This window comes from Bordetella sp. 02P26C-1, assembly GCF_009763255.1.
GTDB lineage: Bacteria > Pseudomonadota > Gammaproteobacteria > Burkholderiales > Burkholderiaceae_B > Bordetella_A.
In genome coordinates, this window is the sequence record NZ_WSJB01000026.1 from 24,163 (window position 1) to 46,770 (window position 22,608).

The 22,608-nt window shown below is 59.9% G+C and carries 35 protein-coding genes and 1 pseudogene; 2 read left to right on the forward strand and 34 right to left on the reverse strand.

What is annotated here, in order from left to right; all coding sequences use genetic code 11:
- Complete coding sequence (locus GOQ28_RS15640) at positions 1-2,013, reverse strand: cytochrome c biogenesis protein ResB (protein ID WP_160357146.1); 2,013 nt, start codon at positions 2,011-2,013, stop codon at positions 1-3.
- A gap of 191 nt (positions 2,014-2,204) precedes the next feature.
- Positions 2,205-2,906, reverse strand: coding sequence for a c-type cytochrome (locus GOQ28_RS15645; RefSeq protein ID WP_202109754.1), 702 nt, complete (start codon positions 2,904-2,906; stop codon positions 2,205-2,207).
- A 293-nt stretch (positions 2,907-3,199) separates the two neighbouring features.
- On the opposite strand from GOQ28_RS15645, the gene yihA reads away from it, so the two are divergent.
- Together yihA and hemB are read left to right on the forward strand one after the other, a co-directional pair.
- Positions 3,200-3,823 carry a ribosome biogenesis GTP-binding protein YihA/YsxC gene (gene yihA, locus GOQ28_RS15650; RefSeq protein ID WP_160349761.1) on the forward strand — a complete coding sequence of 208 codons (624 nt, stop codon included), beginning with the start codon at positions 3,200-3,202 and terminating at the stop codon, positions 3,821-3,823.
- Entirely contained in the window at positions 3,820-4,833 is a 1,014-nt protein-coding gene (hemB, locus tag GOQ28_RS15655; RefSeq protein WP_160357139.1) for a porphobilinogen synthase, read from the forward strand. Before yihA ends, hemB begins: the two co-directional genes overlap by 4 nt.
- Before the next feature lie 217 nt (positions 4,834-5,050).
- On the opposite strand, the gene dsbD is transcribed toward hemB, so the two are convergent.
- From dsbD to GOQ28_RS15815, 32 genes and pseudogenes are all read right to left on the reverse strand, one after another.
- A complete protein-coding gene (gene dsbD, locus GOQ28_RS15660) occupies positions 5,051-7,030 on the reverse strand; it encodes a protein-disulfide reductase DsbD (RefSeq protein WP_160357140.1) in 1,980 nt (659 codons plus the stop codon).
- On the reverse strand, positions 7,030-7,389 hold the full coding sequence (cutA, locus tag GOQ28_RS15665) for a divalent-cation tolerance protein CutA (protein ID WP_160357141.1): 360 nt from the start codon (positions 7,387-7,389) through the stop codon (positions 7,030-7,032). Before cutA ends, dsbD begins: the two co-directional genes overlap by 1 nt.
- Positions 7,390-7,641: 252 nt before the next feature.
- On the reverse strand, positions 7,642-8,037 hold the full coding sequence (gene rplQ, locus GOQ28_RS15670; RefSeq protein ID WP_160351887.1) for a 50S ribosomal protein L17: 396 nt from the start codon (positions 8,035-8,037) through the stop codon (positions 7,642-7,644).
- Between the two features lie 110 nt (positions 8,038-8,147).
- On the reverse strand, positions 8,148-9,134 hold the full coding sequence (locus tag GOQ28_RS15675; RefSeq protein WP_160357142.1) for a DNA-directed RNA polymerase subunit alpha: 987 nt from the start codon (positions 9,132-9,134) through the stop codon (positions 8,148-8,150).
- Positions 9,135-9,319: 185 nt separating this feature from the next.
- A complete protein-coding gene (gene rpsD / locus GOQ28_RS15680; protein WP_160351889.1) occupies positions 9,320-9,943 on the reverse strand; it encodes a 30S ribosomal protein S4 in 624 nt (207 codons plus the stop codon).
- Between the two features lie 11 nt (positions 9,944-9,954).
- A complete protein-coding gene (gene rpsK, locus GOQ28_RS15685; protein WP_006216516.1) occupies positions 9,955-10,356 on the reverse strand; it encodes a 30S ribosomal protein S11 in 402 nt (133 codons plus the stop codon).
- Positions 10,357-10,371: 15 nt separating this feature from the next.
- A complete protein-coding gene (rpsM, locus tag GOQ28_RS15690; protein ID WP_160351890.1) occupies positions 10,372-10,737 on the reverse strand; it encodes a 30S ribosomal protein S13 in 366 nt (121 codons plus the stop codon).
- 42 nt (positions 10,738-10,779) lie between these two features.
- Positions 10,780-10,893 carry a 50S ribosomal protein L36 gene (gene rpmJ / locus GOQ28_RS15695; protein ID WP_003806928.1) on the reverse strand — a complete coding sequence of 38 codons (114 nt, stop codon included), beginning with the start codon at positions 10,891-10,893 and terminating at the stop codon, positions 10,780-10,782.
- A 34-nt stretch (positions 10,894-10,927) separates the two neighbouring features.
- Positions 10,928-11,146, reverse strand: a complete 219-nt coding sequence (gene infA, locus GOQ28_RS15700) for a translation initiation factor IF-1 (RefSeq protein ID WP_160351891.1) — start codon at positions 11,144-11,146, stop codon at positions 10,928-10,930.
- A gap of 8 nt (positions 11,147-11,154) precedes the next feature.
- On the reverse strand, positions 11,155-12,483 hold the full coding sequence (gene secY / locus GOQ28_RS15705; RefSeq protein WP_160351892.1) for a preprotein translocase subunit SecY: 1,329 nt from the start codon (positions 12,481-12,483) through the stop codon (positions 11,155-11,157).
- 14 nt (positions 12,484-12,497) lie between these two features.
- Positions 12,498-12,938: a 50S ribosomal protein L15 gene (rplO, locus tag GOQ28_RS15710; RefSeq protein WP_160351893.1), complete on the reverse strand. Its 441-nt coding sequence runs from the start codon at positions 12,936-12,938 to the stop codon at positions 12,498-12,500.
- Positions 12,939-12,947: 9 nt separating this feature from the next.
- A complete protein-coding gene (gene rpmD / locus GOQ28_RS15715; RefSeq protein ID WP_160351894.1) occupies positions 12,948-13,133 on the reverse strand; it encodes a 50S ribosomal protein L30 in 186 nt (61 codons plus the stop codon).
- Positions 13,134-13,136: 3 nt separating this feature from the next.
- A complete protein-coding gene (gene rpsE, locus GOQ28_RS15720) occupies positions 13,137-13,658 on the reverse strand; it encodes a 30S ribosomal protein S5 (protein WP_160351895.1) in 522 nt (173 codons plus the stop codon).
- Between the two features lie 15 nt (positions 13,659-13,673).
- Positions 13,674-14,039: a 50S ribosomal protein L18 gene (rplR, locus tag GOQ28_RS15725; RefSeq protein WP_012251753.1), complete on the reverse strand. Its 366-nt coding sequence runs from the start codon at positions 14,037-14,039 to the stop codon at positions 13,674-13,676.
- 21 nt (positions 14,040-14,060) lie between these two features.
- Positions 14,061-14,594 (reverse strand): 50S ribosomal protein L6, encoded by a 534-nt coding sequence (gene rplF / locus GOQ28_RS15730; protein WP_160351896.1) that lies wholly within the window; start codon positions 14,592-14,594, stop codon positions 14,061-14,063.
- Positions 14,595-14,604: 10 nt separating this feature from the next.
- Complete coding sequence (gene rpsH, locus GOQ28_RS15735) at positions 14,605-15,000, reverse strand: 30S ribosomal protein S8 (protein WP_160351897.1); 396 nt, start codon at positions 14,998-15,000, stop codon at positions 14,605-14,607.
- A gap of 10 nt (positions 15,001-15,010) precedes the next feature.
- The gene (rpsN, locus tag GOQ28_RS15740; protein ID WP_160351898.1) at positions 15,011-15,316 is read right to left on the reverse strand and encodes a 30S ribosomal protein S14; all 306 of its coding nucleotides are present in this window, start codon (positions 15,314-15,316) and stop codon (positions 15,011-15,013) included.
- Positions 15,317-15,328: 12 nt separating this feature from the next.
- Entirely contained in the window at positions 15,329-15,868 is a 540-nt protein-coding gene (gene rplE, locus GOQ28_RS15745) for a 50S ribosomal protein L5 (protein WP_160351899.1), read from the reverse strand.
- Between the two features lie 12 nt (positions 15,869-15,880).
- A complete protein-coding gene (gene rplX / locus GOQ28_RS15750; RefSeq protein WP_160357143.1) occupies positions 15,881-16,201 on the reverse strand; it encodes a 50S ribosomal protein L24 in 321 nt (106 codons plus the stop codon).
- A gap of 10 nt (positions 16,202-16,211) precedes the next feature.
- Complete coding sequence (gene rplN / locus GOQ28_RS15755) at positions 16,212-16,580, reverse strand: 50S ribosomal protein L14 (protein ID WP_003806916.1); 369 nt, start codon at positions 16,578-16,580, stop codon at positions 16,212-16,214.
- A 440-nt stretch (positions 16,581-17,020) separates the two neighbouring features.
- Positions 17,021-17,302: a 30S ribosomal protein S17 gene (gene rpsQ / locus GOQ28_RS15760; protein WP_160351901.1), complete on the reverse strand. Its 282-nt coding sequence runs from the start codon at positions 17,300-17,302 to the stop codon at positions 17,021-17,023.
- A gap of 1 nt (position 17,303) precedes the next feature.
- The gene (rpmC, locus tag GOQ28_RS15765; RefSeq protein ID WP_160351902.1) at positions 17,304-17,495 is read right to left on the reverse strand and encodes a 50S ribosomal protein L29; all 192 of its coding nucleotides are present in this window, start codon (positions 17,493-17,495) and stop codon (positions 17,304-17,306) included.
- Between the two features lie 12 nt (positions 17,496-17,507).
- Positions 17,508-17,924 carry a 50S ribosomal protein L16 gene (rplP, locus tag GOQ28_RS15770; RefSeq protein ID WP_029579982.1) on the reverse strand — a complete coding sequence of 139 codons (417 nt, stop codon included), beginning with the start codon at positions 17,922-17,924 and terminating at the stop codon, positions 17,508-17,510.
- 2 nt (positions 17,925-17,926) lie between these two features.
- A complete protein-coding gene (gene rpsC / locus GOQ28_RS15775; protein ID WP_160357144.1) occupies positions 17,927-18,718 on the reverse strand; it encodes a 30S ribosomal protein S3 in 792 nt (263 codons plus the stop codon).
- 9 nt (positions 18,719-18,727) lie between these two features.
- The gene (gene rplV, locus GOQ28_RS15780) at positions 18,728-19,057 is read right to left on the reverse strand and encodes a 50S ribosomal protein L22 (RefSeq protein WP_160351904.1); all 330 of its coding nucleotides are present in this window, start codon (positions 19,055-19,057) and stop codon (positions 18,728-18,730) included.
- A 3-nt stretch (positions 19,058-19,060) separates the two neighbouring features.
- Positions 19,061-19,336, reverse strand: coding sequence for a 30S ribosomal protein S19 (gene rpsS / locus GOQ28_RS15785; protein WP_160351905.1), 276 nt, complete (start codon positions 19,334-19,336; stop codon positions 19,061-19,063).
- A gap of 12 nt (positions 19,337-19,348) precedes the next feature.
- Positions 19,349-20,176 carry a 50S ribosomal protein L2 gene (rplB, locus tag GOQ28_RS15790; protein ID WP_160351906.1) on the reverse strand — a complete coding sequence of 276 codons (828 nt, stop codon included), beginning with the start codon at positions 20,174-20,176 and terminating at the stop codon, positions 19,349-19,351.
- Positions 20,177-20,473, reverse strand: coding sequence for a 50S ribosomal protein L23 (gene rplW / locus GOQ28_RS15795; protein WP_094823931.1), 297 nt, complete (start codon positions 20,471-20,473; stop codon positions 20,177-20,179).
- Positions 20,470-21,087 (reverse strand): 50S ribosomal protein L4, encoded by a 618-nt coding sequence (gene rplD / locus GOQ28_RS15800; protein WP_160357145.1) that lies wholly within the window; start codon positions 21,085-21,087, stop codon positions 20,470-20,472. The genes rplW and rplD overlap by 4 nt, the downstream gene beginning before the upstream one ends.
- 5 nt (positions 21,088-21,092) lie before the next feature.
- Positions 21,093-21,782 (reverse strand): 50S ribosomal protein L3, encoded by a 690-nt coding sequence (gene rplC / locus GOQ28_RS15805; RefSeq protein WP_160351908.1) that lies wholly within the window; start codon positions 21,780-21,782, stop codon positions 21,093-21,095.
- A gap of 334 nt (positions 21,783-22,116) precedes the next feature.
- On the reverse strand, positions 22,117-22,428 hold the full coding sequence (rpsJ, locus tag GOQ28_RS15810) for a 30S ribosomal protein S10 (protein ID WP_003806903.1): 312 nt from the start codon (positions 22,426-22,428) through the stop codon (positions 22,117-22,119).
- 74 nt (positions 22,429-22,502) lie between these two features.
- Positions 22,503-22,608 (reverse strand): annotated as a pseudogene (locus tag GOQ28_RS15815) (elongation factor Tu); the annotation flags it as partial.

Sequence of the window (22,608 nt, forward strand, 5' to 3'; positions counted from 1 at the left end):
TCATGGCCGGTTCCGGCGCGTCAACGCCTCTTTAAAGCGCTCGAATTCCTGCTGGAAGTCCAGTGTACGCTTCTGCGACGTCATGGCCGCATACACCTCGCTGCCGGCGCCGCCAGCGGCGGGTTTCACCCACGCCCATACCCGTCGATCACGAATATAAAACATCGAGAACACGCCCAGCACGAGCAGCAGACAGCCGATATACACCGCCGTCTTGCCCGGCGTGCGGCTGACCTGGAAAACACTGGCCTGCACGTGCTTGAAATCGCTCAGACTCAAAAACACCGGGGCGGGATACACGTTCAGATCCGACAGCGCCGCGACCGCCAGCCGCGACCATTGCGCCGCCTGTTCGGCCTCGGGCCCCGTCTCGGCGATCGCCGGCATGCCGGCCCGATCGCGCGCCACCCCGCGCAGCTCGTTCATCGATGCGCCCAACAGACGAATCACCACATCGGCCGCCCGTTCCAGCTCCGCTGGCGGCGTATTGGTCTGCAGAAAATTCGCGATGGCCTGCAAGCCGCCGGTGGAAAACGTATCCAGCGCGCGTTCCGCGGCCGTCTGTAGCGAGGACTGTTCCGCGCTGGACGGACTGTTACGCTCGGCAAAGCGACGCGCGGCCTCGCGGCGTTGCTCGGGGTCGGCCAGTGCGGCGCGCAGCCGCATGAACTCCGCCGGCGACCCGTCGGCATCGGCCGGGATACGCAGATAGCGATAGTTTTCGCCCGCGTTATTGCGCACGCCCGCCAGGAACACCGATGCACCGTCGAGCTCCACGGGCAACATATAGTTCATGAATTCGTGCGCCTGACCGGCCTGGTCGATCAGGCGGTACTCGATACTCGGACCGACATTACGCAGATGGTCGTTCTTCTTGCCCGCCGCGCTGCCGGCCACGGATGCCACATGGTCGCCGAAGCTCATCGGATTGCCGCCAGGCGCGCCGCCTTGCAGATCCTCCACGTTAATGGGCCGCAGCGCCGTGATCTCCACCCGCAGATCGCGCGGTGCGCCATCGCTGCCATGTGCCGTGATCTCGGCGGGCTTACCCACCTCGCCGTCGACCGTAAACGGTGCGCTACCGTGACCCACCAACGGATAGCCTTTCAGGCTGACCGTGCTGCCGCCATCGTCAAAGCTCGACTGATAGACCGTCACGCCTTTGAAGTGCAGCGGTTCGTTGACCTCGATCGTGGCGTCGAATGTCTTGCCGGTTTCCGGATCGGTGACTTCCACTTCGCTGGCGAATCGACTCGGCATGCCGGTGGAGTAATAGTCGACCAGGAATTTCTTGAGCTTTAACGCAAACGGCAACGGCTGCACCAGCGCACCATCGCCCACCATCACGATGGCCGTGCTTGCCTGCCCGCCCTCGGGGACGAGCACGCTGCCGCGGAAGCTGGGATTCGAGATCGACAGGCGGCCAGTGGGCGGCACCTGCGAGATCAACATGTTTTCCACAATCGGGTGCTTGCCGCCCAGCAGTACTTGCAATCGCACCATCAGCTCGCTATCGAGCAAGCCACCGATGCAGATAATGACCATCGCCGCATGGGCGCAGATATAGCCCAAACGATTGGCGCTGCCCTTCTTCGCTGCAACCATGATGCCATCGCCATCGACGCGCTCACGCACCGCATAGCCTTGACGCACGAGCAGGGCTTTAACGGCCTGCGCCGCCTCCGGCACGGGTGCCGCATCCTGCATTTCCACACGATGCGGGAACGCGCGCAAACTGCTGGCGCGCACATGCTCGCGAAACGAGCGCGCCTCGCGCAGCATCTTGGGCGTATTGCGGATCAGGCACACCGAGGTCGAGACGACCAAAAACCCCATGATGGCCAGAAACCACCAGCTGTTATACACATGCCAGATCGAGAACTTGTCGAACACCTCGAACCAGAACGGGCCGAACTGATCGATATACGTATTCGACGGCCGGTTCTGCGCCAGCACCGTGCCAATCAAGCTGGCGATACAGATAAACATCAACAGGCTGACCGCAAAGCGCATCGAGCCGATCAGCTCGAATACATCGCGCGGCAGATTGCTTAATGGGTAACGAGTCGTCTGTTGAGTATTTGAAGTCATGAACAAAGGGGCCGCGTTACAAACCGGCCCCTACAAGAGCGGCGGCGCTGGAAATCATTCCAGCGCGCCATAACGCTGCGCGCGTCTCGCGCAGATCGAGGCCAACGCGTAGCTTAGCGCAGGCCTGCGGCGTAGTCCGATACCGCCTTAATATCGGCATCCGACATACGGTCCGCGATCTCGTGCATGATGGGACTGTTGGCGCGGTCATTGCTACGGAAGAGTTTCAACTGCTCTTCGATGTAGCTGGGGAACTGACCCGACAAACGCGGATATTGGCCGGGCAAGCCCGCGCCGTTGGGCGAATGGCAGGCCGCGCAAGCGGGCACGTTGCGATCCGGCAGCCCACCGCGCCAGATCTGACGACCGCGCTCGACCAGGTTTTCATAGCCTGCCGTCGCCGGCTGCGTCAAAGGCTGTTGCGCCAGATACAGCGCGACGTTCTGGATATCCTCGGGCGTGAGGTTCTGCGCCATGGGCGTCATCGGCGTGGGATTGCCACCCGGGCCATTACGCAAAGGCTTTTCCGCACCCTCTTTGATCTTGAAATCAACGAGCTGCTTGGCGATATATTCGTGGGGATTCGCGGCGAGATTGGGGTTGGCGGGAATGGAGCTATTGCCCCCTACGCCGTGACAGGAAGCACAGGCAATAATGCCGCGAGAGGCATCGCCTTGTTCGTAGAGTTGAGCGCCTTTAGTGGCGTCCGGCTTGGCCGGCCCGGCCGCGTTTTCCGCGGCTACGCTTGGACAGACGACAAATACACCGAGCATCAGCCCGCTAGCTAGCAACATCCGGGACAGCACACGCATCATTGATTACCTCGACGATCGGACTGCGATCAAGACGTCAAAATACTAACGTCTCATCCTGCCCCATGCTGTGCCGAACCAACTGCCTCCGCCGTGGAGTTCGAGCTTTTTAACAGGCGGAAAGACCCGGCAAACGCAGGGGTACCACTGCTGCAAACGCTGGATTATACAATAGGGTCTTCTGGGATCGCGGCCAAGGCTGCGCTCCCGTCCCCGCGCGTGATGCAGACGTGTTGAACACGTGCTTTAAACAGCATGCCCGGGGTGCTCACCATCAACCGAAACGGACTTGCCAAGTGTCCCTCCTCCATCGCGCCTCCTTTTATGTCTCGGCAGCCCGCCTCGATCAGCTGCCCGCCCCGGGCGCACCCGAGGTCGCGTTTGTCGGCCGTTCGAATGCCGGGAAATCGTCCGCCATCAATGTGCTGTGCAACCAGCGGCGGCTGGCGTTTTCCAGTAAAACCCCCGGGCGCACGCGCCTGATCAACCTGTTCGGCCTGCCCGATCCGCTCGCGCCCGATGCGCCCCTGGGCTTTCTCGTTGACTTGCCTGGCTATGGGTACGCCTCCGTCGCGCAAAAAGAAAAAGAAAAATGGTCGGACATCCTGGGCGGCTATCTGCGCGACCGGCCGTCCTTGGCCGGCATTGTGCTGCTCATCGATATCCGCCGAGGCGTGACCGAACTGGACCGCCGGCTGGCGGACTTCATCGCGCCCACCGGACGCCCGGTGCTGGCGCTGCTGACCAAGGCCGACAAACTGCCGTATGGTCAGCGCCAACGCGCGGTATTCGCCGTACGCAAAGAGCTCGCCGATATCGGCGCGCTCAACACGGTGCCGTTCTCTGCCACCGAACGCATCGGCCTCGTTGAAGCCGGTCAACAAGTCGAGAACTGGATCTCTCCGAAGGTAGTGCCATGAATCCGAACATCATCACGCCCGCATTCCCGACCTCACGTCCTCGCCGCCTGCGTCGCGACGACTTCACGCGCCGTCTGGTGCGTGAAAACGCGCTCACGGTCGATGACCTGATCTATCCGGTGTTCGTCGCCGAAGGCACGGGTCTGCGTCAACCGGTGCCTTCCCTGCCCGGCGTGATGCGTTATTCGCCAGACACCTTGCTCGAAGTCGCCGCGGAATGCGTCGAACTCGGCATCCCAGTGCTGTCGCTCTTTCCCGCTATCGATCCCGCGCTGAAAACGCCCGACGGCATCGAGGCCACCAATCCCGACGGCCTGATTCCCCGCGTCGTGCGCGCCTTGAAAGAACGCTTTCCCGAACTCGGCGTGCTGACCGATGTGGCGCTAGACCCCTATACCAGCCACGGCCAGGATGGCGTCATCGACGAAGACGGCTACGTCATCAACGAGCCCACCGTCGAACTGCTGATCCGTCAGGCCTTGGTGCAGGCCGATGCGGGCGTCGATATCGTCGCCCCCAGCGACATGATGGATGGCCGTATCGGCGCCATCCGTCAGGCCTTGGAAGACAAACAGCACATCCACACGCGCATCATGGCCTACTCGGCCAAGTATGCGAGCGCCTTTTATGGTCCCTTCCGCGATGCCGTGGGATCGGCCAGCAATCTGGGCAAGTCCAACAAAATGGCCTACCAGATGGACCCGGGCAACCTCGACGAGGCCCTGCGCGAAGTCGCCGCCGACCTGCAAGAAGGCGCCGACATGGTGATGGTCAAGCCCGGCATGCCCTATCTGGATGTCGTGCGCCGCGTGAAAGACACCTTCCGCGTGCCGACCTTCGCCTATCAAGTCAGCGGCGAATACGCCATGATCAAGGCGGCCTCCGCCAACGGCTGGCTGGATCACGACAAAGTCATGATGGAAGCCTTGCTGGGCTTTAAGCGTGCCGGAGCCGATGGGATTCTGACGTACTTCGCGATTGAGGCGGCGAAGCTGTTAAAGGCGCGTTAGCACAATAAGCCGCCCTGCGGCGGCAGCGTTATGAGGTGCCCGCGCGATCCAGACCGGCGCGCGGGCACGTAAAAGCTAGCGTCGACGCGGTTTAGAACGCGTATTTCAGTCCGCTGCTCGCAATGAACGTCGAACTGCTGATACCCCAACCGTCGGGAGCGCTTAACGACGGGCCGTAAGCAGGCCCACATGGTGAGCCCGGCACACTGTGCTGCGCTTATCTGTCTTGCAGCACCTTATCCAGCACCGCTCCAAACCGCGCCGCGTCTTGAAACCCCACCACCCGCGCATCCGCGACGATTGTGCCGCCCGGCTCAAAAAACACGATGCCCGGCGGCCCGAACAGGCGAAAGCGTTTTAGCAGTTCACGGTCATCGGCGTTGTTCTGCGTAACGTCGGCCTGCAACAACGTCATCTGGGCGAGCTTACTGGCCACCTCGGGATTGGAGAACGTAAAGCGCTCCATTTCCTTGCACGAGACACACCAATCAGCATAGAAATCCAACATCACCGGACGCGTGCTTTGCGCCAACACCGCATCCAACTCGGCACTGTTGCGCACACGCGTGAACGCGATGGGCTGCGCCGCTGCGATGGATTGTGGTTCGCTCGCCCGGGCCGCCAGATGCGACAACGGCTGCAGCACATCCCGTCCGCCGCTGACTGCCCCGACCAGCCATGCAGCCGCTGCCAGCGCCAGCAGAATGCCGATGCCTTTGCCAAACATGCGTGGCGCGCCCGAGCCTGCGGGTAGTGCATCGAAAGCCCGCAGCATCACCGCACCGACCATCGCCAGCAAGGCCCAGCCCACCATCTGCAACCAAGTGGGCGTAATCGGCATCAGCATCCACCACGCAGTGGCCAGCAACAACATGCCGAACAAGCGGCGAACTCCGTCCATCCAAGGCCCAGCCTTGGGCAGTAACGCACCCGACGAGGCACCGACCAGCAATAGCGGCACTCCCATCCCCCAGGCCAAGGCGAACAAGGCCGCTGCGCCCAACCAAACATCACCGGTCTGCGAGATATACAGCAGAGCCCCCGCCAGTGGCGCGGCCACGCAAGGGCCGACGATCAAGGCCGAGATAGCGCCCATTGCGAGCGCACCGGTAATACGTCCGCCCGGAATCCGCGACGAACGCGCGCTTAGCCAGCTCTGTATGCCGCCCGGCATCTGCAAATCAAAAGCGCCAAACGTTGCCACGGCAAGCACCACCAACAGCGCCGCGAACAATGTCAACAGCCAAGGCGTCTGCAACCACGCGGCCAAACCCGCCCCGCTCAAGCCTGCGGCCACGCCGAGCGCGGTATAGACCACCGACATCCCCAGCACATACGCCGCCGCCAAACCGAGGCCACGCGCGCGCGTCGGCCGCGCTTCGCGCGAGCCTCCGACCACGATGGACGACAAGATGGGAATCATCGGCAGCACGCAAGGCGTCAATGCCAACAACAGGCCTAGCAAAAAGAAAACACCCGCCGTCTTCAACCATCCCAGCCCACTGATGGCGTCAGCCAACCCGGTATCTCCCGCCGAAAGCAGTGCGCCCAGACCGCTTGAGGATTCTGGTCGCTTGGCACCCGGGACTGTTTGGACTCCTTGTTGTAAAGCGCCGCTCTGCGCATCCGATTGCCCGGCAGTTCGCCCCGCTTGATCCGTGGATGCCGTCAACCAGCCGGGCGAGCGTGTTTGCGAGGCACCGTCCTGGACGACATAACCATCGGGCACAGGCTCCAGGGACACACGATGGGTTTGTGGCGGGTAGCAAAGCCCCGCATCCGCGCATCCCTGACTCGTGATATCCAGCGCGACGGCCTGCGTTCCCGACAGCGGTACGGATACCGTGACTTCACCCGTGTAGGTCTCCATGTCCTTTTCGAACGTCGGGTCGTACTTCACTTTGCCCGGCGGGTAGACGGGGTCACCCAGGGCTACAGCCTGAGGCGGATCGGCGGCGATCTCGAACCGCTCGCGATACATGTAATAGCCAGGAGCGATGCGGTATTTCAGTTCGAGCGTGTTCGGGGCAGCCACGGCGGCGCTAAAGACGAAGGCCTGCTCCGGCGGCAGAAAATCTTCTTCCGACAGGGCCTGCGCAGGACGGCATACGAGCAACAGGCTCCATGCCGCAAACAGGACGAGCCAAACCCATCCTGACCGTCTACAAGCAAGCCCACCCACGTTCAACCGATGCATCAGACCCTCTTGTCCTCTTTATCCAGTGGCTTGCCCGCCGCCTCTTGTCGCACCCAATCCAGATACGCGGCATGGCCGCCTAGTACCGGCACCACCAGGATTTCCGGCACGTCGTAGGGGTGCAGCTTACCCAACGCCTCGATGACCGCCTCCTGACGCCCCGTGGTCGTTTTGATCCACATCGGGATCTCGTCGGCGCCCTCGATCTGGCCCTGCCAACGATAAACAGACAGCACTGGTGCGCCCAAGTTCACGCACGCGGCCAAGCCGTCCTCGACCAGCACGTGGGCGATGCGTTTCGCCAGCAACAGATCCGGGGCGTTACTGATCACCAATACGATATCGTCGTCACGCAGCATGGGCGTCTCCAGATTACAAACTGCCGTCCCTAGAACATAGGGATGAACAGAGGGTATCTTACTTGCAGCTCGCGGACCGCGCCGACGCGGCAGGACACGGTGATATCGGATTCAGTGTCATTGGCGGTTGTACCTGCGAAGACGCCCACGTGACTAGCATCGACTCGCGAGTGGCGACGGCGCGCGCCAAGCCGCGCACCAAAAACAAAGGCGAGCCCGAGGGCTCGCCTTTGCGCTTATTCACTGACCGGGTTATTCGGCAGCGTTTTCAGCCTCGGTTTCCTGAACTTCAGGACGATCAACCAGTTCCATGTAAGCCATGGGAGCGTTGTCGCCTTGACGGAAACCCATCTTCAGGATGCGGGTGTAGCCGCCGTTACGGGCCGCATAGCGGGGACCGATTTCGGCGAACAGCTTCACCACGGCAGCACGATCACGCAGACGGGCAAAAGCCAGACGCTTGTTCGCGAGGGTGGGTTCCTTGCCCAGGGTGATCAGGGGCTCTACGACGCGGCGCAGTTCTTTCGCCTTGGGCAGCGTGGTCTTGATCGCTTCGTGGGTCAACAACGAAACGGCCATGTTGCGAAACATGGCAAGACGGTGGCTGCTAGTACGATTGAGCTTACGCAAACCATTACCGTGACGCATGATAAGTTCCTTTTGAATCTAAGAGGCGACGTGACCGCCGCCGGGTTATCTGGATCTTCTATCGGCCGGTCACCCGGCCGCGGTCCAGTGGAAATCGGTACTACAGTGAATTACGGACGTTCCAGACCGAGCGGGGGCCAGTTCTCGAGCTTCATGCCCAAAGTCAGACCACGTGCAGCCAGAACTTCCTTGATTTCGTTGAGCGACTTGCGACCCAGGTTCGGGGTCTTGAGCAACTCGTTTTCGGTACGCTGGATCAGGTCGCCGATGTAGTAGATGTTTTCGGCCTTCAAGCAGTTGGCCGAACGCACCGTCAGCTCCAGATCGTCGACCGGGCGCAGCAGGACCGGATCGATTTGCGGCGTGCCGCGAACCGGGACTTCGTACGAATCGCCAGCGCCTTCCAGAGCGGCGAACACGGAGATCTGATCCATCAGGATGCGGGCCGATTGACGGACAGCTTCCTCGGGCGAGATCACGCCGTTGGTTTCGATGTCCAGCACCAGCTTGTCCAGGTCGGTACGCTGTTCCACACGGGCGCTTTCGACAGCATAGCTGACACGGCGCACGGGGCTGAACGAAGCGTCCAGAACGATCCGGCCGATGGTGTGGCTGCGGTCTTCCGACAGCGCGCGCACGTTACCCGGCACGTAACCACGACCCTTTTCGACCTTGATCTGCATTTCCACTTTACCGGAGTCGGTCAGGTTGCAGATCAGATGATCCGGGTTGATGATCTCGACGTCGTGCGGCAGTTCGATGTCGCCAGCGACGACGGCGCCCACGCCGTTCTTGCGCAGCACCAGGGTGACTTCGTCACGGTTGTGCAGCTTGAACACCACGCCTTTCAGGTTCAACAGGATGTCAACGACATCTTCGCGCACGCCCGGGATGGTCGAGTACTCATGCACCACGCCCGTCATTTGCACTTCGGTCGGGGCGTAGCCCGTCATCGACGACAGCAGAATGCGGCGCAACGCGTTACCCAGCGTATGACCATAGCCACGCTCGAACGGCTCCATCACGATCTTGGCGTGATGCGTGCCGACCGGCTGGACTTCAATGGAGCGCGGCTTCAGAAAACCTTGAGTGGACATTAACAGTATTCCTTTTCAATACCCTCGGCTCGTTACACCGATAAGGCTGATGGAAAGTAAAACAGGGACAAAAATCACCGTTCATAACGACCGCAAAGCCCGCTTGCACGGATGTGCACAAGCGGGCTGCTGCGGGACTTGCAATCTTACTGTAAGCACGGCGAACTTCACCGTGCCAGTCGCGATTAACGCGAGTACAGTTCGACGACCATCGATTCGTTGATGTCGCGAGCGACGTCAGCGCGATCGGGCACCGACTTGAAGGTACCGGTCATCTTGTTGGCGTCGACTTCCACCCATTGGGGCAGACCGATGCTCGCAGCCAGATCCAGCGATTCGCGGATACGGCCTTGCTTCTTGGCCTTTTCGCGGATGCTGATCACGTCGCCGGCCTTGACGATCATCGAGGCGATGTCGGCGGTGTGGCCGTTCAGTTCGACAGCGCGGTGGCTGACGAGCTGACGTGCTTCAGCGCGGGTCGAACCAAAACCCATGCGGTAGACGACGTTGTCCAGACGCGATTCCAACAGCTGGATCAGCGTTTCGCCGGTGTTGCCACGGCGACGCTCGGCTTCAGCGAAGTACTTGCGGAACTGCTTTTCCAGCACGCCGTACATGCGCTTGAGCTTTTGCTTTTCGCGCAGCTGCAGGCCGTAGTCAGAGGTACGGGCACCGGAGGTGCGGCCGTGTTGACCAGGCTTGGAGTCCAGCTTGCACTTGGAATCCAGCGAGCGACGGGCGCTCTTCAGGAACAGATCAGTACCCTCGCGGCGCGAGAGCTTGCATTTGGGTCCAATATAACGAGCCATGTGGATTCCCTTTAGATACGACGACGCTTCGGCGGACGGCAGCCGTTATGCGGCACGGGCGTGATATCGGCGATGCTCGAGATCTTGATGCCCAGCGCATTCAGCGCACGCACGGACGATTCGCGACCCGGGCCGGGGCCCTTGATACGCACTTCGAGCGTCTTGATGCCGTATTCCAGCGCCACGCGGCCTGCCGTCTCGGCTGCCACCTGTGCGGCGAACGGCGTCGATTTACGCGAGCCCTTGAAGCCCGCGCCACCCGAAGTCGCCCACGACAGGGCATTGCCCTGACGATCGGTGATGGTGATGATGGTGTTGTTAAACGACGCGTGAACGTGCGCAATGCCGTCCGAGACGTTCTTCTTAACCTTTTTGCGTACGCGCGAAGCGCCGCTGGTGGAAGCTTTCGCCATAATCTAATTCCTCGATTATTTCTTCAGGGACGCAGCAGCACGACGCGGTCCCTTACGGGTGCGAGCGTTGGTGCGAGTGCGCTGGCCGCGCACGGGCAAACCGCGCTTGTGACGCATACCACGGTAGGTGCCGAGGTCGATCAAACGCTTGATCGACAATTGCACTTCGCGGCGCAGGTCACCTTCGACCGTGAACAGACCAACGTGTTCACGAATGCGTTCCAATTCAGCGTCGGTCAGATCCTTGACCTTTTTGGAAAGGGGTACATTTGCAGCTTCGCAGATCTTGCGGGCGCGGGTACGACCGATGCCAAAAATGGCGGTCAGGCCGATCTCGGCGTGCTGTTGCGGCGGAATGTTAATGCCAGCAATACGGGCCATGACTGTTCCTTGAATAAATCCGTTGCGTGTCGCTAACCAGGGTTAGCCTTGACGCTGCTTGTGACGCGGGTCGGTGCAGATGACACGCACCACGCCGTGACGTTTGATAACTTTGCAGTTGCGGCAAATCCGCTTAACCGATGCCATTACTTTCATGGTTGACTCCTAATTTTCCGTAATCCGATTCTGCTCATTTTGAGCGGAAAACAATTCTTGCCCTCGTCAGGTCATAGGGCGTGAGCTCCACTGTGACCTTGTCGCCCGGCAGAATCCGGATGTAATGCATACGCATCTTGCCGGAAATATGGCCTAACACCACGTGGCCGTTTTCGAGCTTGACGCGAAAAGTCGCGTTAGGGAGGTTTTCGACAACCTCGCCTTGCATCTGGATGACGTCGTCCTTAGACATTCTCTTTGCTACCGCATCGGCAAACCTGAGGAGCCCTTGAAATTCGCTTTCTTGAGAAGCGACTCATATTGGTGAGACATCATGTAGGCCTGAACCTGCGCCATGAAATCCATCGTCACCACTACGATAATCAACAAGGACGTGCCACCAAAATAAAACGGTACATTCCAGCGCATCACCAAGAACTCTGGGAGCAGACACACGAGGGTGATGTACAGCGCACCCACCAGCGTCAAGCGCATCAGAATCTTGTCAATGTAACGCGCTGTCTGCTCGCCCGGGCGAATGCCAGGAACGAACGCACCGCTCTTCTTCAGGTTATCTGCCGTTTCGCGGCTGTTGAAAACCAATGCCGTGTAGAAAAAGCAGAAGAAAATGATCGCTGTCGCGTACAACGTGATGTAGAGCGGTTGGCGAGGCGCGAGCGCCGCAGCCAGATCACGCAACCACATCATGTTTTCGCCCGTCGAGAACCAGCTGGTAATCGTGGCCGGGAACAGAATGATCGACGATGCAAAGATCGGCGGAATCACCCCGGCCATGTTCAGCTTCAACGGCAAGTGCGAGCTTTGACCACCGTAGATCTTGTTGCCTACCTGACGCTTGGCGTAGTTAACCGTGATCTTGCGTTGTCCGCGTTCGACGAACACCACAAAAGCCGTCACCAACACTACCAAGGCCACGATGAACAGGGCCGAAACCACCGACATCGCATTGGTACGAACCAAATCCAGCAATCCAGCCAGCGCCGAGGGCAACCCGGCAACAATACCCGCGAAAATCAAGATCGAGATACCGTTACCCAGGCCACGCTCCGTGATTTGCTCTCCCAGCCACATGACGAACATGGTGCCAGTCAGCAACGTCACGACCGTTGTGAAGCGAAACAGCATGCCAGGATCAATGACCAGACCTGGCTGCGACTCCAACGCCACCGAAATACCCACCGCCTGCACCAGCGCCAGCACGACCGTGCCGTAGCGAGTGTATTGGGTGATCTTCCGACGGCCGGCCTCGCCCTCTTTCTTCAGGGCTTCCAGCGAGGGCATCACGACGGACATCAACTGCATGATGATCGATGCAGAGATGTACGGCATGATCCCCAAGGCGAAGATCGAAAAGCGCGACAACGCGCCGCCCGAAAACATGTTGAACAGGCCCAGGATACCGCCCTCGTTCTGGCGGAAAAGATCCGCCAGCGCATCCGGATTGATACCCGGGACGGGGATATGCGTCCCCAACCGGTAAACCACCAGGGCCAAAACCAGGAACACGAGACGGCGTTTTAAATCGCCGTATTTCGGTCCGGTCTTTCCCAGTGCCTGTGCATTAGCCACGTATTACCTCGCGATCAAGCTAACGAGCCGCCCGCGGCTTCGATGGCGGCGCGAGCGCCAGCCGTCGCGGTGATGCCCTTGAGCGTCACCTTGCGCGAGAGTTCGCCGGACTTGATGACCTTAGCGTAGCGGACCTGTTGGCCAACCACACCGGCAGCCTTCAGCGCTTGCACATCGATTTCGTCGATGGGCAGAGCCTGCAGCTCCGACAAACGAACTTCGGCGTACAGGTGCTGACCCAGCGGCGTAAAGCCACGCTTGGGCAGACGACGCTGCAGCGGCATCTGGCCGCCTTCGAAGCCAACCTTGTGGAAACCGCCCGAACGCGACTTTTGACCTTTGTGACCACGGCCGGCGGTTTTACCCAGACCCGAACCGATACCACGGCCAACGCGGCGCTTGGCGTGCTTAGCGCCCTCAGCGGGCTTCAGCGTATTGAGTTGAATATCCGACATCGTGATTCCTTAGGCTTCCGAGACGGACACGAGATAATCCACTTTACGGATCATGCCGCGCACCTCGGGCGTGTCCACCAGAACTCGGCTGCTGTTGAGACGGCGCAAGCCCAGACCGCGAACGGTGTCACGGTGGGATTGCTTGGTACCGATCACCGAGCGCACGAGGGTAACTTTGATCTGTTTCTGAGACATGATTTACCCCAGGATCTCTTCGACGGTCTTGCCGCGCTTGGCAGCGACTTCCGACGGCGTCATGGAAGCGCGCAAGCCGTTGAGCGTGGCACGGACCAAGTTATAGGGGTTGCTCGAGCCGAGGCTCTTGGCAACAACGTTACGCACACCCATCACTTCGAAGATCGCGCGCATCGGGCCGCCGGCGATGACGCCGGTACCTTCAGCTGCGGGCGAAATCAGAACGGTGGATGCACCGTGCTTGCCCACAACCGTGTGATGCAGCGTGCCGTTCTTCAGGGCAACCTTGAACAGACCGCGACGAGCCTGTTCCATGGCTTTCTGGACGGACACCGGCACTTCACGCGCCTTGCCCTTGCCCATGCCGATGCGGCCATCGCCATCGCCAACCACGGTCAGCGCGGCGAAGCTCATGGTGCGACCACCCTTGACCACCTTGCTGACGCGGTTAACCGCGATCATTTTTTCGCGCAGGCCGTCGTCGTTCTCTTTTTCCGCGGCGCCTTTGCCTTGTACTTTAGCCATTTGACAAATCCTCGCTTAGAACTTCAGACCGGCTTCACGCGCGGCATCGGCCAGCGCTTTCACGCGGCCATGATAACGAAAGCCCGAGCGATCGAAAGCGACCAATTCAATACCGGCAGCCTTGGCCTTTTCGGCTACGCGCTTGCCCACCAGCGTGGCAGCGGCGGTGTTGCCGCCCTGACCGGATTGACCAGCCAGTTGCGCACGCACTTCGGGTTCCAGCGTCGAAGCGCTGACCAGCACGCGATCGCCTTCGGGCGAAATAATGTTGGCGTAGATGTGCAGGTTCGAGCGGAAAATCGAGAGGCGATGTACGCGCAACTCGGAAATTTTCCGGCGGGTAGGAACCGCACGACGCAAACGGGAAACTTTTTTGTCCATGATTCGTCCTTGCGTGCGCCGTTATTTCTTCTTGGTTTCTTTAATGACGACGCGTTCGTCCGAGTAACGCACGCCCTTGCCCTTGTAGGGTTCGGGTTCGCGATAAGCGCGGATTTCAGCGGCCACTTGACCGACGACTTGCTTGTTGGCGCCCTTGATGACGATTTCCGTCTGAGTGGGGCACTCGGCCTTGACACCAGCGGGCAGCGGATGCACGACATCGTGCGAGAAGCCCAGCTGCAGCTTGATGGCATCGCCTTGAACTTGGGCACGGTAGCCCACGCCGACCAGGGTCAGCTTGCGCTCAAAGCCCTTGCTCACGCCCGTCACCATGTTGGCGACCAGCGCGCGCACGGTGCCCGACATCGCGTTCGCGTGACGGGAATCGTCAGCGGCGGCGAAAGTCAGCTTGCCGTTTTCTTCGGCAACCTTGACATGGCCGGTCAGCTCTTGGCTCAGGGTGCCCAGGGGACCCTTGACGGTGATCTGATCTGCCAGGATGTTGGCTTCAACACCCTTGGGCAGTTCTACCGGGTACTTAGCAATACGTGACATGTGTTTCTCCTTAAGCCACGTAGCACAGGACTTCGCCGCCGACGCCGTTTGCACGGGCCTTACGGTCGGTCATGACGCCGCGCGAGGTCGAAACGATAGCCACGCCCAAGCCGTTCATGACTTGAGGAATGCTGCTGCGGCCCTTGTAGATACGCAGACCAGGGCGCGAGACGCGTTCGATGCGCTCGATAACCGGACGGCCAGCGTAGTACTTCAGGGTGATTTCCAGCTCAGGCTTAGCCTGCGTGCCTTTGACTTCAAAGCCGTCGATGTAGCCTTCATCCTTCAGCACAGCGGCAATAGCCGCCTTCAGCTTCGAGGAGGGCATGCTCACCGTAACTTTGTCAACTTGCTGCGCATTGCGAATGCGAGTCAGCATATCGGCGATGGGATCGCTCATGCTCATATTTTTTCTCCTACCAGCTGGCCTTGGTGATGCCGGGGATTTCACCCTTCATCGCCATTTCACGCAGTTTGTGGCGGGTCAGCCCAAACTTGCGGAAGACGCCGCGCGGACGACCCGTGACGACGCAGCGCGCACGCTGGCGAGTCGGGTTGGCATTGCGCGGCAGTTGTTGCAGCTTCAGCCGAGCTTGGTAACGTTCTTCGTCGGTCTTCGACTGGTCGTCGATGATCGCTTTCAGTTCAGCGCGGCGAGCGGCGAACTTGTCAGCCAGCTTGGCGCGCTTGATGTCGCGATTGATGAGGGAAAGTTTAGCCACGTCATCAGCCCCTTAGTTGCGGAACGGGAAGCTGAAGGCGGTCAACAGTGCCTTGGCTTCATCGTCGGTCTTGGCGGTGGTGGTGATGCTGATGTTCAGCCCACGCAGCGCGTCGATCTTGTCGTACTCGATTTCGGGGAAAATGATTTGCTCTTTCACCCCGACGTTGTAATTGCCGCGACCGTCGAACGCACGACCGGAAATACCGCGGAAGTCGCGCACACGAGGCAACGCAACCGCCACCAGGCGATCCAGGAATTCGTACATACGTTGACCGCGCAGCGTCACCATGCAACCAATCGGGTAGTTTTCGCGGATCTTGAAACCAGCGATAGCTTTACGCGTCTTGGTCACGACCGGCTTTTGGCCGGCAATCTTGGTGAGGTCAGCAACAGCGTGCTCGATGACCTTCTTGTCGGCAACCGCTTCCGAGACACCCATGTTGAGAGTGATCTTGGTGATGCGCGGCACTTCCATCGGGCTCTTGTAGCCGAACTTAGCCGTCAACTCGGGAGCAACTTTGCTCTTGTACAGTTCTTGCAAACGAGACATGTCTGTCGCCCCTTACGCCTTGGCGCCGACTTCGGCACCATTGGAACGGAACACGCGGACCTTGCGGCCGTCGACGACTTTGACGCCGACGCGATCGCCCTTGCCGGTGGCCGGGTTGAACAGCGCCACGTTAGAGATATGGATCGGCAACGTCTTTTCGACGATACCGCCAGGATTGTTGGCCATCGGATTGGCCTTGACGTGCTTTTTGACAACGTTCACGCCTTCGACCAGTACGTGGTCGGCGTCAACGCGAGCCAGCACGGTGCCACGACGCTTTTTGTCGCGACCGGTCAGGACGATAACTTCGTCGCCTTTACGGATGTTGTTCATCGTGGGCTCCTTACAGCACTTCCGGGGCCAGCGACACAATCTTCATGAAACGCTCGGTACGCAGTTCACGCGTAACGGGTCCGAAGATGCGGGTGCCGATGGGCTCCAGCTTGGCATTGAGCAACACGGCGGCATTGCCACCGAAGCGGATCAGCGAACCGTCTTTACGGCGCACACCCTTGGCGGTACGAACCACCACGGCGTTGTAAATTTCGCCTTTTTTGACGCGCCCGCGCGGAGCCGCATCTTTGACGCTCACCTTGATGATGTCGCCGATACCGGCATAACGGCGCTTGGAGCCACCGAGCACCTTGATGCACATAACAGCGCGCGCACCGGTGTTGTCGGCCACGTCCAGCGTGGTCTGCATTTGGATCATGATTTTTCCTGTTCCAACTTAACTGGAATGACGATTTCCCGACCAGGGGATGCCGCGCTTCCAGCCAGTTTTGGTCCCGTCAGGTCCGCTGAAGGCTTCGAAGACTCTCTTCAAAACAATGCAGCGACCCTGGGTTGAAATCCTGCGGATACTTTCCCCCGATACCCTTATCAGCCTACCGCAGACATGGGCTGTAGCTGTGGCCGGTATAGGCAACTCGGGAAAGCTTGTCATTCTAGCCTGCCCCCAACCGGGATGCAAGCTTTTTGTGCAAAAAGTGTGCAGCACCGCAACATCGCCGCAATCGGCCATCTGACCGGACGCGTCGACGTCGTTGTACTGCCCACGTTCTACAACGAAAAACGGCAAGGACTGCTCCTCGCCGCTTTTCTGCCATCAGGCGACCCGAACCTGCGATCGCCTGGCGGCCGGGTTCACCATCAGATGATGCGAACCGCTTCGATCAGACGAACCACGCTCCAGGACTTCGAGCGCGAGATCGGACGACCTTCAGCGATTTCGACGGTGTCGCCTTCGTTGTATTGGTTCGACTCATCGTGCGCCTTGTACTTCGCGGAGCGCATGACGATCTTGCCATAGATGGGATGCTTGACGCGGCGCTCGACGAGCACAACGACAGTCTTGTCCATCTTGTTGCTGACGACCTTGCCAACCAGCGTACGCTGGCGCTTGGCCACTTGGGTGTTTTGAGTTTCGCTCATATTATTTCCCTGCCTTCTCGGTCAGCAAGGTGCGCACGCGCGCGATGTCACGGCGGACATTGCGCAGCTGGGTGGTATTGCCGAGCTGCTGCGTGGCTTTCTGCATGCGCAGACCGAATTGAGCCTTCAGCAGGCTCTCGAGCTCTTTACCGAGCTCGGCGGCGTCTTTCGAACGGAGTTCGCTAGCTTTCATGTGACTGACTCCTTAAGCACCGATATGACGCGCGACGAACGTGGTCGAGATCGGCAGCTTCGCAGCGGCCAGGCGGAACGCCTCGCGCGCCAGCTCTTCGCTGACCCCTTCCATTTCGTAGAGCACCTTGCCGGGCTGGATCTCGGCGACCCAGTACTCCGGGTTACCTTTACCATTACCCATCCGGACTTCGGCAGGCTTTTGCGAGATCGGCTTATCCGGGAAAATGCGAATCCAGATACGGCCGCCACGCTTGATGTGACGGTTGATAGCACGACGAGCGGCTTCGATCTGACGAGCGGTCAGACGACCACGGCCGGTGGCCTTCAGACCGAACTCGCCGAACGACACGTTGGTGCCGCGCGTAGCCAGACCGGTGTTGCGGCCCTTTTGCTCTTTGCGATACTTTCTGCGAGAGGGTTGCAGCATGGTTATTCTCCTTCAGGAGCCGGAGCCGCGTCCGCCTTACGGGGACCACGACCACGACCACCCGGACGGCCGGCACGATCGCCACTCGGACGATCGCCACGCGGCGCGCGACGCGGACGACGCTCTTCTTCACGCGGGGCAGCGGTTTCCGGCGGGAATTCGCCGTTGGCCAGCATGTCGCCCTTATAGACCCAGACCTTGATGCCGATCACACCGTAGGTGGTGTGGGCTTCCGAGGTGCCGTAGTCGATATTGGCTTTCAGCGTGTGAAGCGGCACGCGACCTTCGCGATACCACTCGGTGCGAGCGATTTCGATACCGTTCAGACGGCCCGAGCTCATGATCTTGATGCCTTGGGCACCCAGACGCATCGCGTTTTGCATGGCGCGCTTCATGGCGCGGCGGAACATGATCCGCTTTTCCAGCTGCTGCGAAATCGAGTCGGCGATCAGCTGAGCGTCGGTTTCCGGCTTGCGGATTTCCTCGATGTTGACGTGCACGGGCACGCCCATCAAACGCTGCAGATCGGCCTTCAGGCTTTCGATGTCCTCGCCGCGCTTGCCGATCACCACGCCCGGACGAGCCGAGTAAACGGTGATGCGGGCGTTCTTGGCGGGACGCTCGATAACGACGCGACCAACCGAAGCGCTCTTGAGCTTCTTCTTCAGGTACTCGCGAACGCGGATGTCTTCGGCCAGCATGCCGCCGAAAGCTTTGTCATCAGCGAACCAACGCGAGGACCAATTACGGGTGACCGCGAGACGGAACCCAGTGGGGTGAATTTTCTGACCCATCGTGACTCCTTAGGCTCCGACCTTGACCGTGATATGGCAGGTCTGCTTCTCGATGCGGTTGCCACGGCCCTTAGCACGAGCCGAAAAACGCTTCATCGATTGCGCCTTGTCGACGAAAATCGTGGTGACTTTCAGTTCGTCGATATCAGCGCCGTCGTTGTGCTCAGCATTGGCGATAGCGGACTCGACAGCCTTTTTCAAGATGCCTGCGGCCTTTTTCGGGGAAAAGGTCAGGATGTTCAGGGCCTGGGCGACCGATTTGCCGCGGATCAAGTCCGCAACCAAACGGGTCTTCTGGGCCGAGATGTGAACTCCACGGATAACGGCAGTAGTTTCCATCGCTTACCTCTTCGCCTTCTTGTCCGCAGCGTGACCCTTGAACGTACGGGTCAGCGCGAACTCGCCGAGCTTGTGACCGACCATGTTCTCGTTGATATAAACGGGAACGTGCTGGCGACCGTTGTGCACAGCGATCGTGAGACCGATGAACTCGGGCAGGATCGTGGAACGGCGCGACCAGGTCTTGATCGGCTTCTTGTCTTTGCCCGCGACAGCCTTGTCCACCTTGGAGATAAGGTGGGCGTCGACAAACGGGCCTTTCTTGATCGAACGTGACATAGTGTTCGCCTCTTACTTGCGCTTGCGCCGTTGGACGATCATATTGTTCGTCCGCTTGTTGCGACGGGTCTTGAAACCCTTCGAGGGCGTGCCCCACGGGCTGACCGGTTCGCGAGCTTCGCCGGTACGGCCTTCGCCGCCACCGTGCGGGTGATCCACCGGGTTCATGGCGACACCACGAACCGTCGGACGCACACCGCGCCAACGCATTGCACCGGCCTTGCCGATTTGGCGCAGGCTGTGTTCTTCGTTACCGACTTCACCGATGGTGGCACGGCATTCGATGTGAACGCGACGGACTTCGCCCGAACGCAGACGCACCTGAGCGTACGTACCTTCGCGAGCCAGCAGCACCGCGGATGCACCGGCCGAACGCGCCATTTGGGCGCCCTTGCCAGGGATCATTTCGATGCAGTGGATCGTCGTACCCACGGGGATGTTGCGGATCGGCAGCGTGTTGCCAGCGCGGATCGGGGCTTCGATACCCGAGACCAGCGTAGCACCCACTTCCAGACCGCGCGGCGCAATGATGTAGCGACGTTCGCCGTCGGCGTAGCACAGCAAAGCGATGTGCGCCGTACGGTTGGGGTCGTATTCCAGGCGTTCAACCTTGGCCGGAATGCCATCTTTGTTGCGACGGAAGTCGACGAGACGGTAGTGCTGCTTGTGACCGCCGCCACGGTGGCGGATCGTGATGTGACCGTTGTTGTTACGGCCAGAACCACGGGTCTTCTTTTCGAGCAGCGCAGCGTGCGGGGCGCCTTTGTGCAGGTTCGGGCTGACAACCTTCACCATGCCACGGCGGCCTGCCGAAGTCGGTTTTACTTTGACGAGGGCCATTTACTTCACCTCCGCAAAGTCGATTTCCTGGCCTTCCTTGAGCGCAACATAGGCCTTGCGCTCAGTGCGACGGCGACCCATGAAACGGCCAAAGCGCTTGACTTTGCCCTTACGGTTGAGGACCTGCACGGACTCGACCTGCACCTTGAACAGCAGTTCGACGGCAGCCTTGATTTCCGGCTTGGTAGCATCAGCCACGACACGGAAAGCGACTTGCTGATTCTTTTCGGCGACGAAGGTGGCCTTTTCGGTCACCACCGGCGCGAGAATGACTTGCATCAAGCGTTCGGCGTTCATCCCAGCATCTCCTCGAGTTGAGCGATGGCCGGCTTGGTGATCAGCACTTTCTTGTAGTGGATCAACGACAACGGATCGGCATAACGGGGCTCGACGACGGCAACGTGCGGCAGGTTGCGCGTAGCGAGGTAAATATTTTCATCAACGCTGTCGGTGATGATCAGAACCGAATCCAGACCCAGGGTCTTGAGCTTGGACACAGCCAGCTTGGTCTTGGGCGATTCGAGGCCGAACGTTTCGACAACGGCGATGCGGTCTTCGCGAGCCAACTGCGAGAGGATCGAACGGATACCCGCGCGATACATCTTCTTGTTGACCTTTTGGCTGAAGTTTTCTTCAGGCGAATTCGGGAAGGTGCGACCACCCCCACGCCACAGCGGCGACGAAGTCATACCAGCACGAGCGCGGCCGGTACCCTTTTGACGCCAGGGCTTCTTGGTGGTGTGCTTGACTTCAGCACGGTCTTTCTGAGCGCGGTTACCGCTACGTGCGTTGGCTTGATAAGCCACGACGACTTGGTGAACCAGGGCTTCGTTGAAATCACGACCGAAGATGGTGTCGGGCGCGCTGAACGTTGCGGCCTCACCTTGGTCATTCAGGAGCTTGAGATCCATGTTGCTTACGCCCCCTTCTTGGCCGGCGCCTTGATGGCCGGACGCACGACGACATCGCCGCCAGCGTGGCCCGGGACAGCGCCCTTGACCAACAGCAGACCGCGTTCGGCGTCAACACGCACGACGTCGAGGTTTTGAACGGTACGAGTAACAGCACCCAAGTGGCCAGCCATGCGCTTACCCGGGAAAATACGGCCCGGATCTTGTGCTTGACCGATAGAGCCCGGCACACGGTGCGAACGGGAGTTACCGTGCGATGCGCGCTGCGAACCGAAGTTGTGGCGCTTGATCGTACCGGCGAAACCCTTACCGATGGTGGTGCCCGTCACGTCGACTTGTTGACCGGCTTCGAAAACCGATTCCACAGCGATGACAGCGCCCGGGGTGAATTCGGCCAGACGGGCCGGATCCAGGCGGAACTCTTTGAGGTTGCTACCGGCTTCGGCGCCGGCTTTCGCGTAGTGCCCAGTGAGAGGCTGGGTAACACGCGAGGCACGACGGGTGCCGTAAGCCACTTGGACTGCGGCGTAGCCGTCAGCTTCCAGGGACTTGATCTGGGTCACGCGGTTGTTCGACACGTCCAGCACGGTCACCGGGATGGATTCACCTTCCTCGGTAAAAATGCGGGTCATGCCGACCTTGCGACCCACCAGACCCAGCCGGTGTGCGGCGGGCGTGGGCGTCGAATTCGACATTGTTTTCTCCATTCCCGACTGCGATTGGTCGGGGCTAATCAGGCAAAAGGTAAAGGCTTTCACCCTACAGGGTCAAGTAACCAAAACCGTGTGCGTACCGCCGTGCGAGGACTGCTGCACATGCATACGGCTGGGTTGCTATTGCCACAAAATGGCAAGCTTTGCATCTTAGCACGGTTTTTTCTGCTATGACAATAGCTTAGCGGCGATGGGTGTGTAACGAGGTGCCGGTTTTGTGGCGATTCAGCGGCATAAAAAAAGCCACATTCTGAGGAATGTGGCTTTTTTTGATCGCCGGCCGTCAAGGCTGGCGATTGTCCCTTGCGGGCACGGCTTACTGCAGAGCGATTTCCACGTCCACGCCAGCCGGCAGATCCAGACGCATCAGCGCGTCGACGGTCTTGTCGGTCGGGTCAACGATGTCCATCAGGCGCTGATGGGTACGGATTTCGAACTGGTCACGCGAGGTCTTGTTCACGTGCGGCGAACGCAGAACGTCATAACGACGGATACGCGTAGGCAGGGGTACCGGACCTCGGACCACGGCGCCGGTGCGCTTGGCGGTGTCGACGATCTCGGCGGCAGATTGATCGATCAGCTTGTAATCGAAGGCTTTCAAGCGGATGCGGATCTTCTGGTTTTTCATGGTGTTTCCTAAAGAACGAAAAGCGAAGGCGTCAGAGCGGACTCAGCCGCCTTCGCTGGTTTGGTGTGGTCGCCTTAAGCGATGATCTTAGCGACGACGCCGGCGCCGACGGTACGACCGCCTTCACGGATGGCGAAACGCAGACCTTCTTCCATGGCGATCGGAGCCAACAGCTTGACG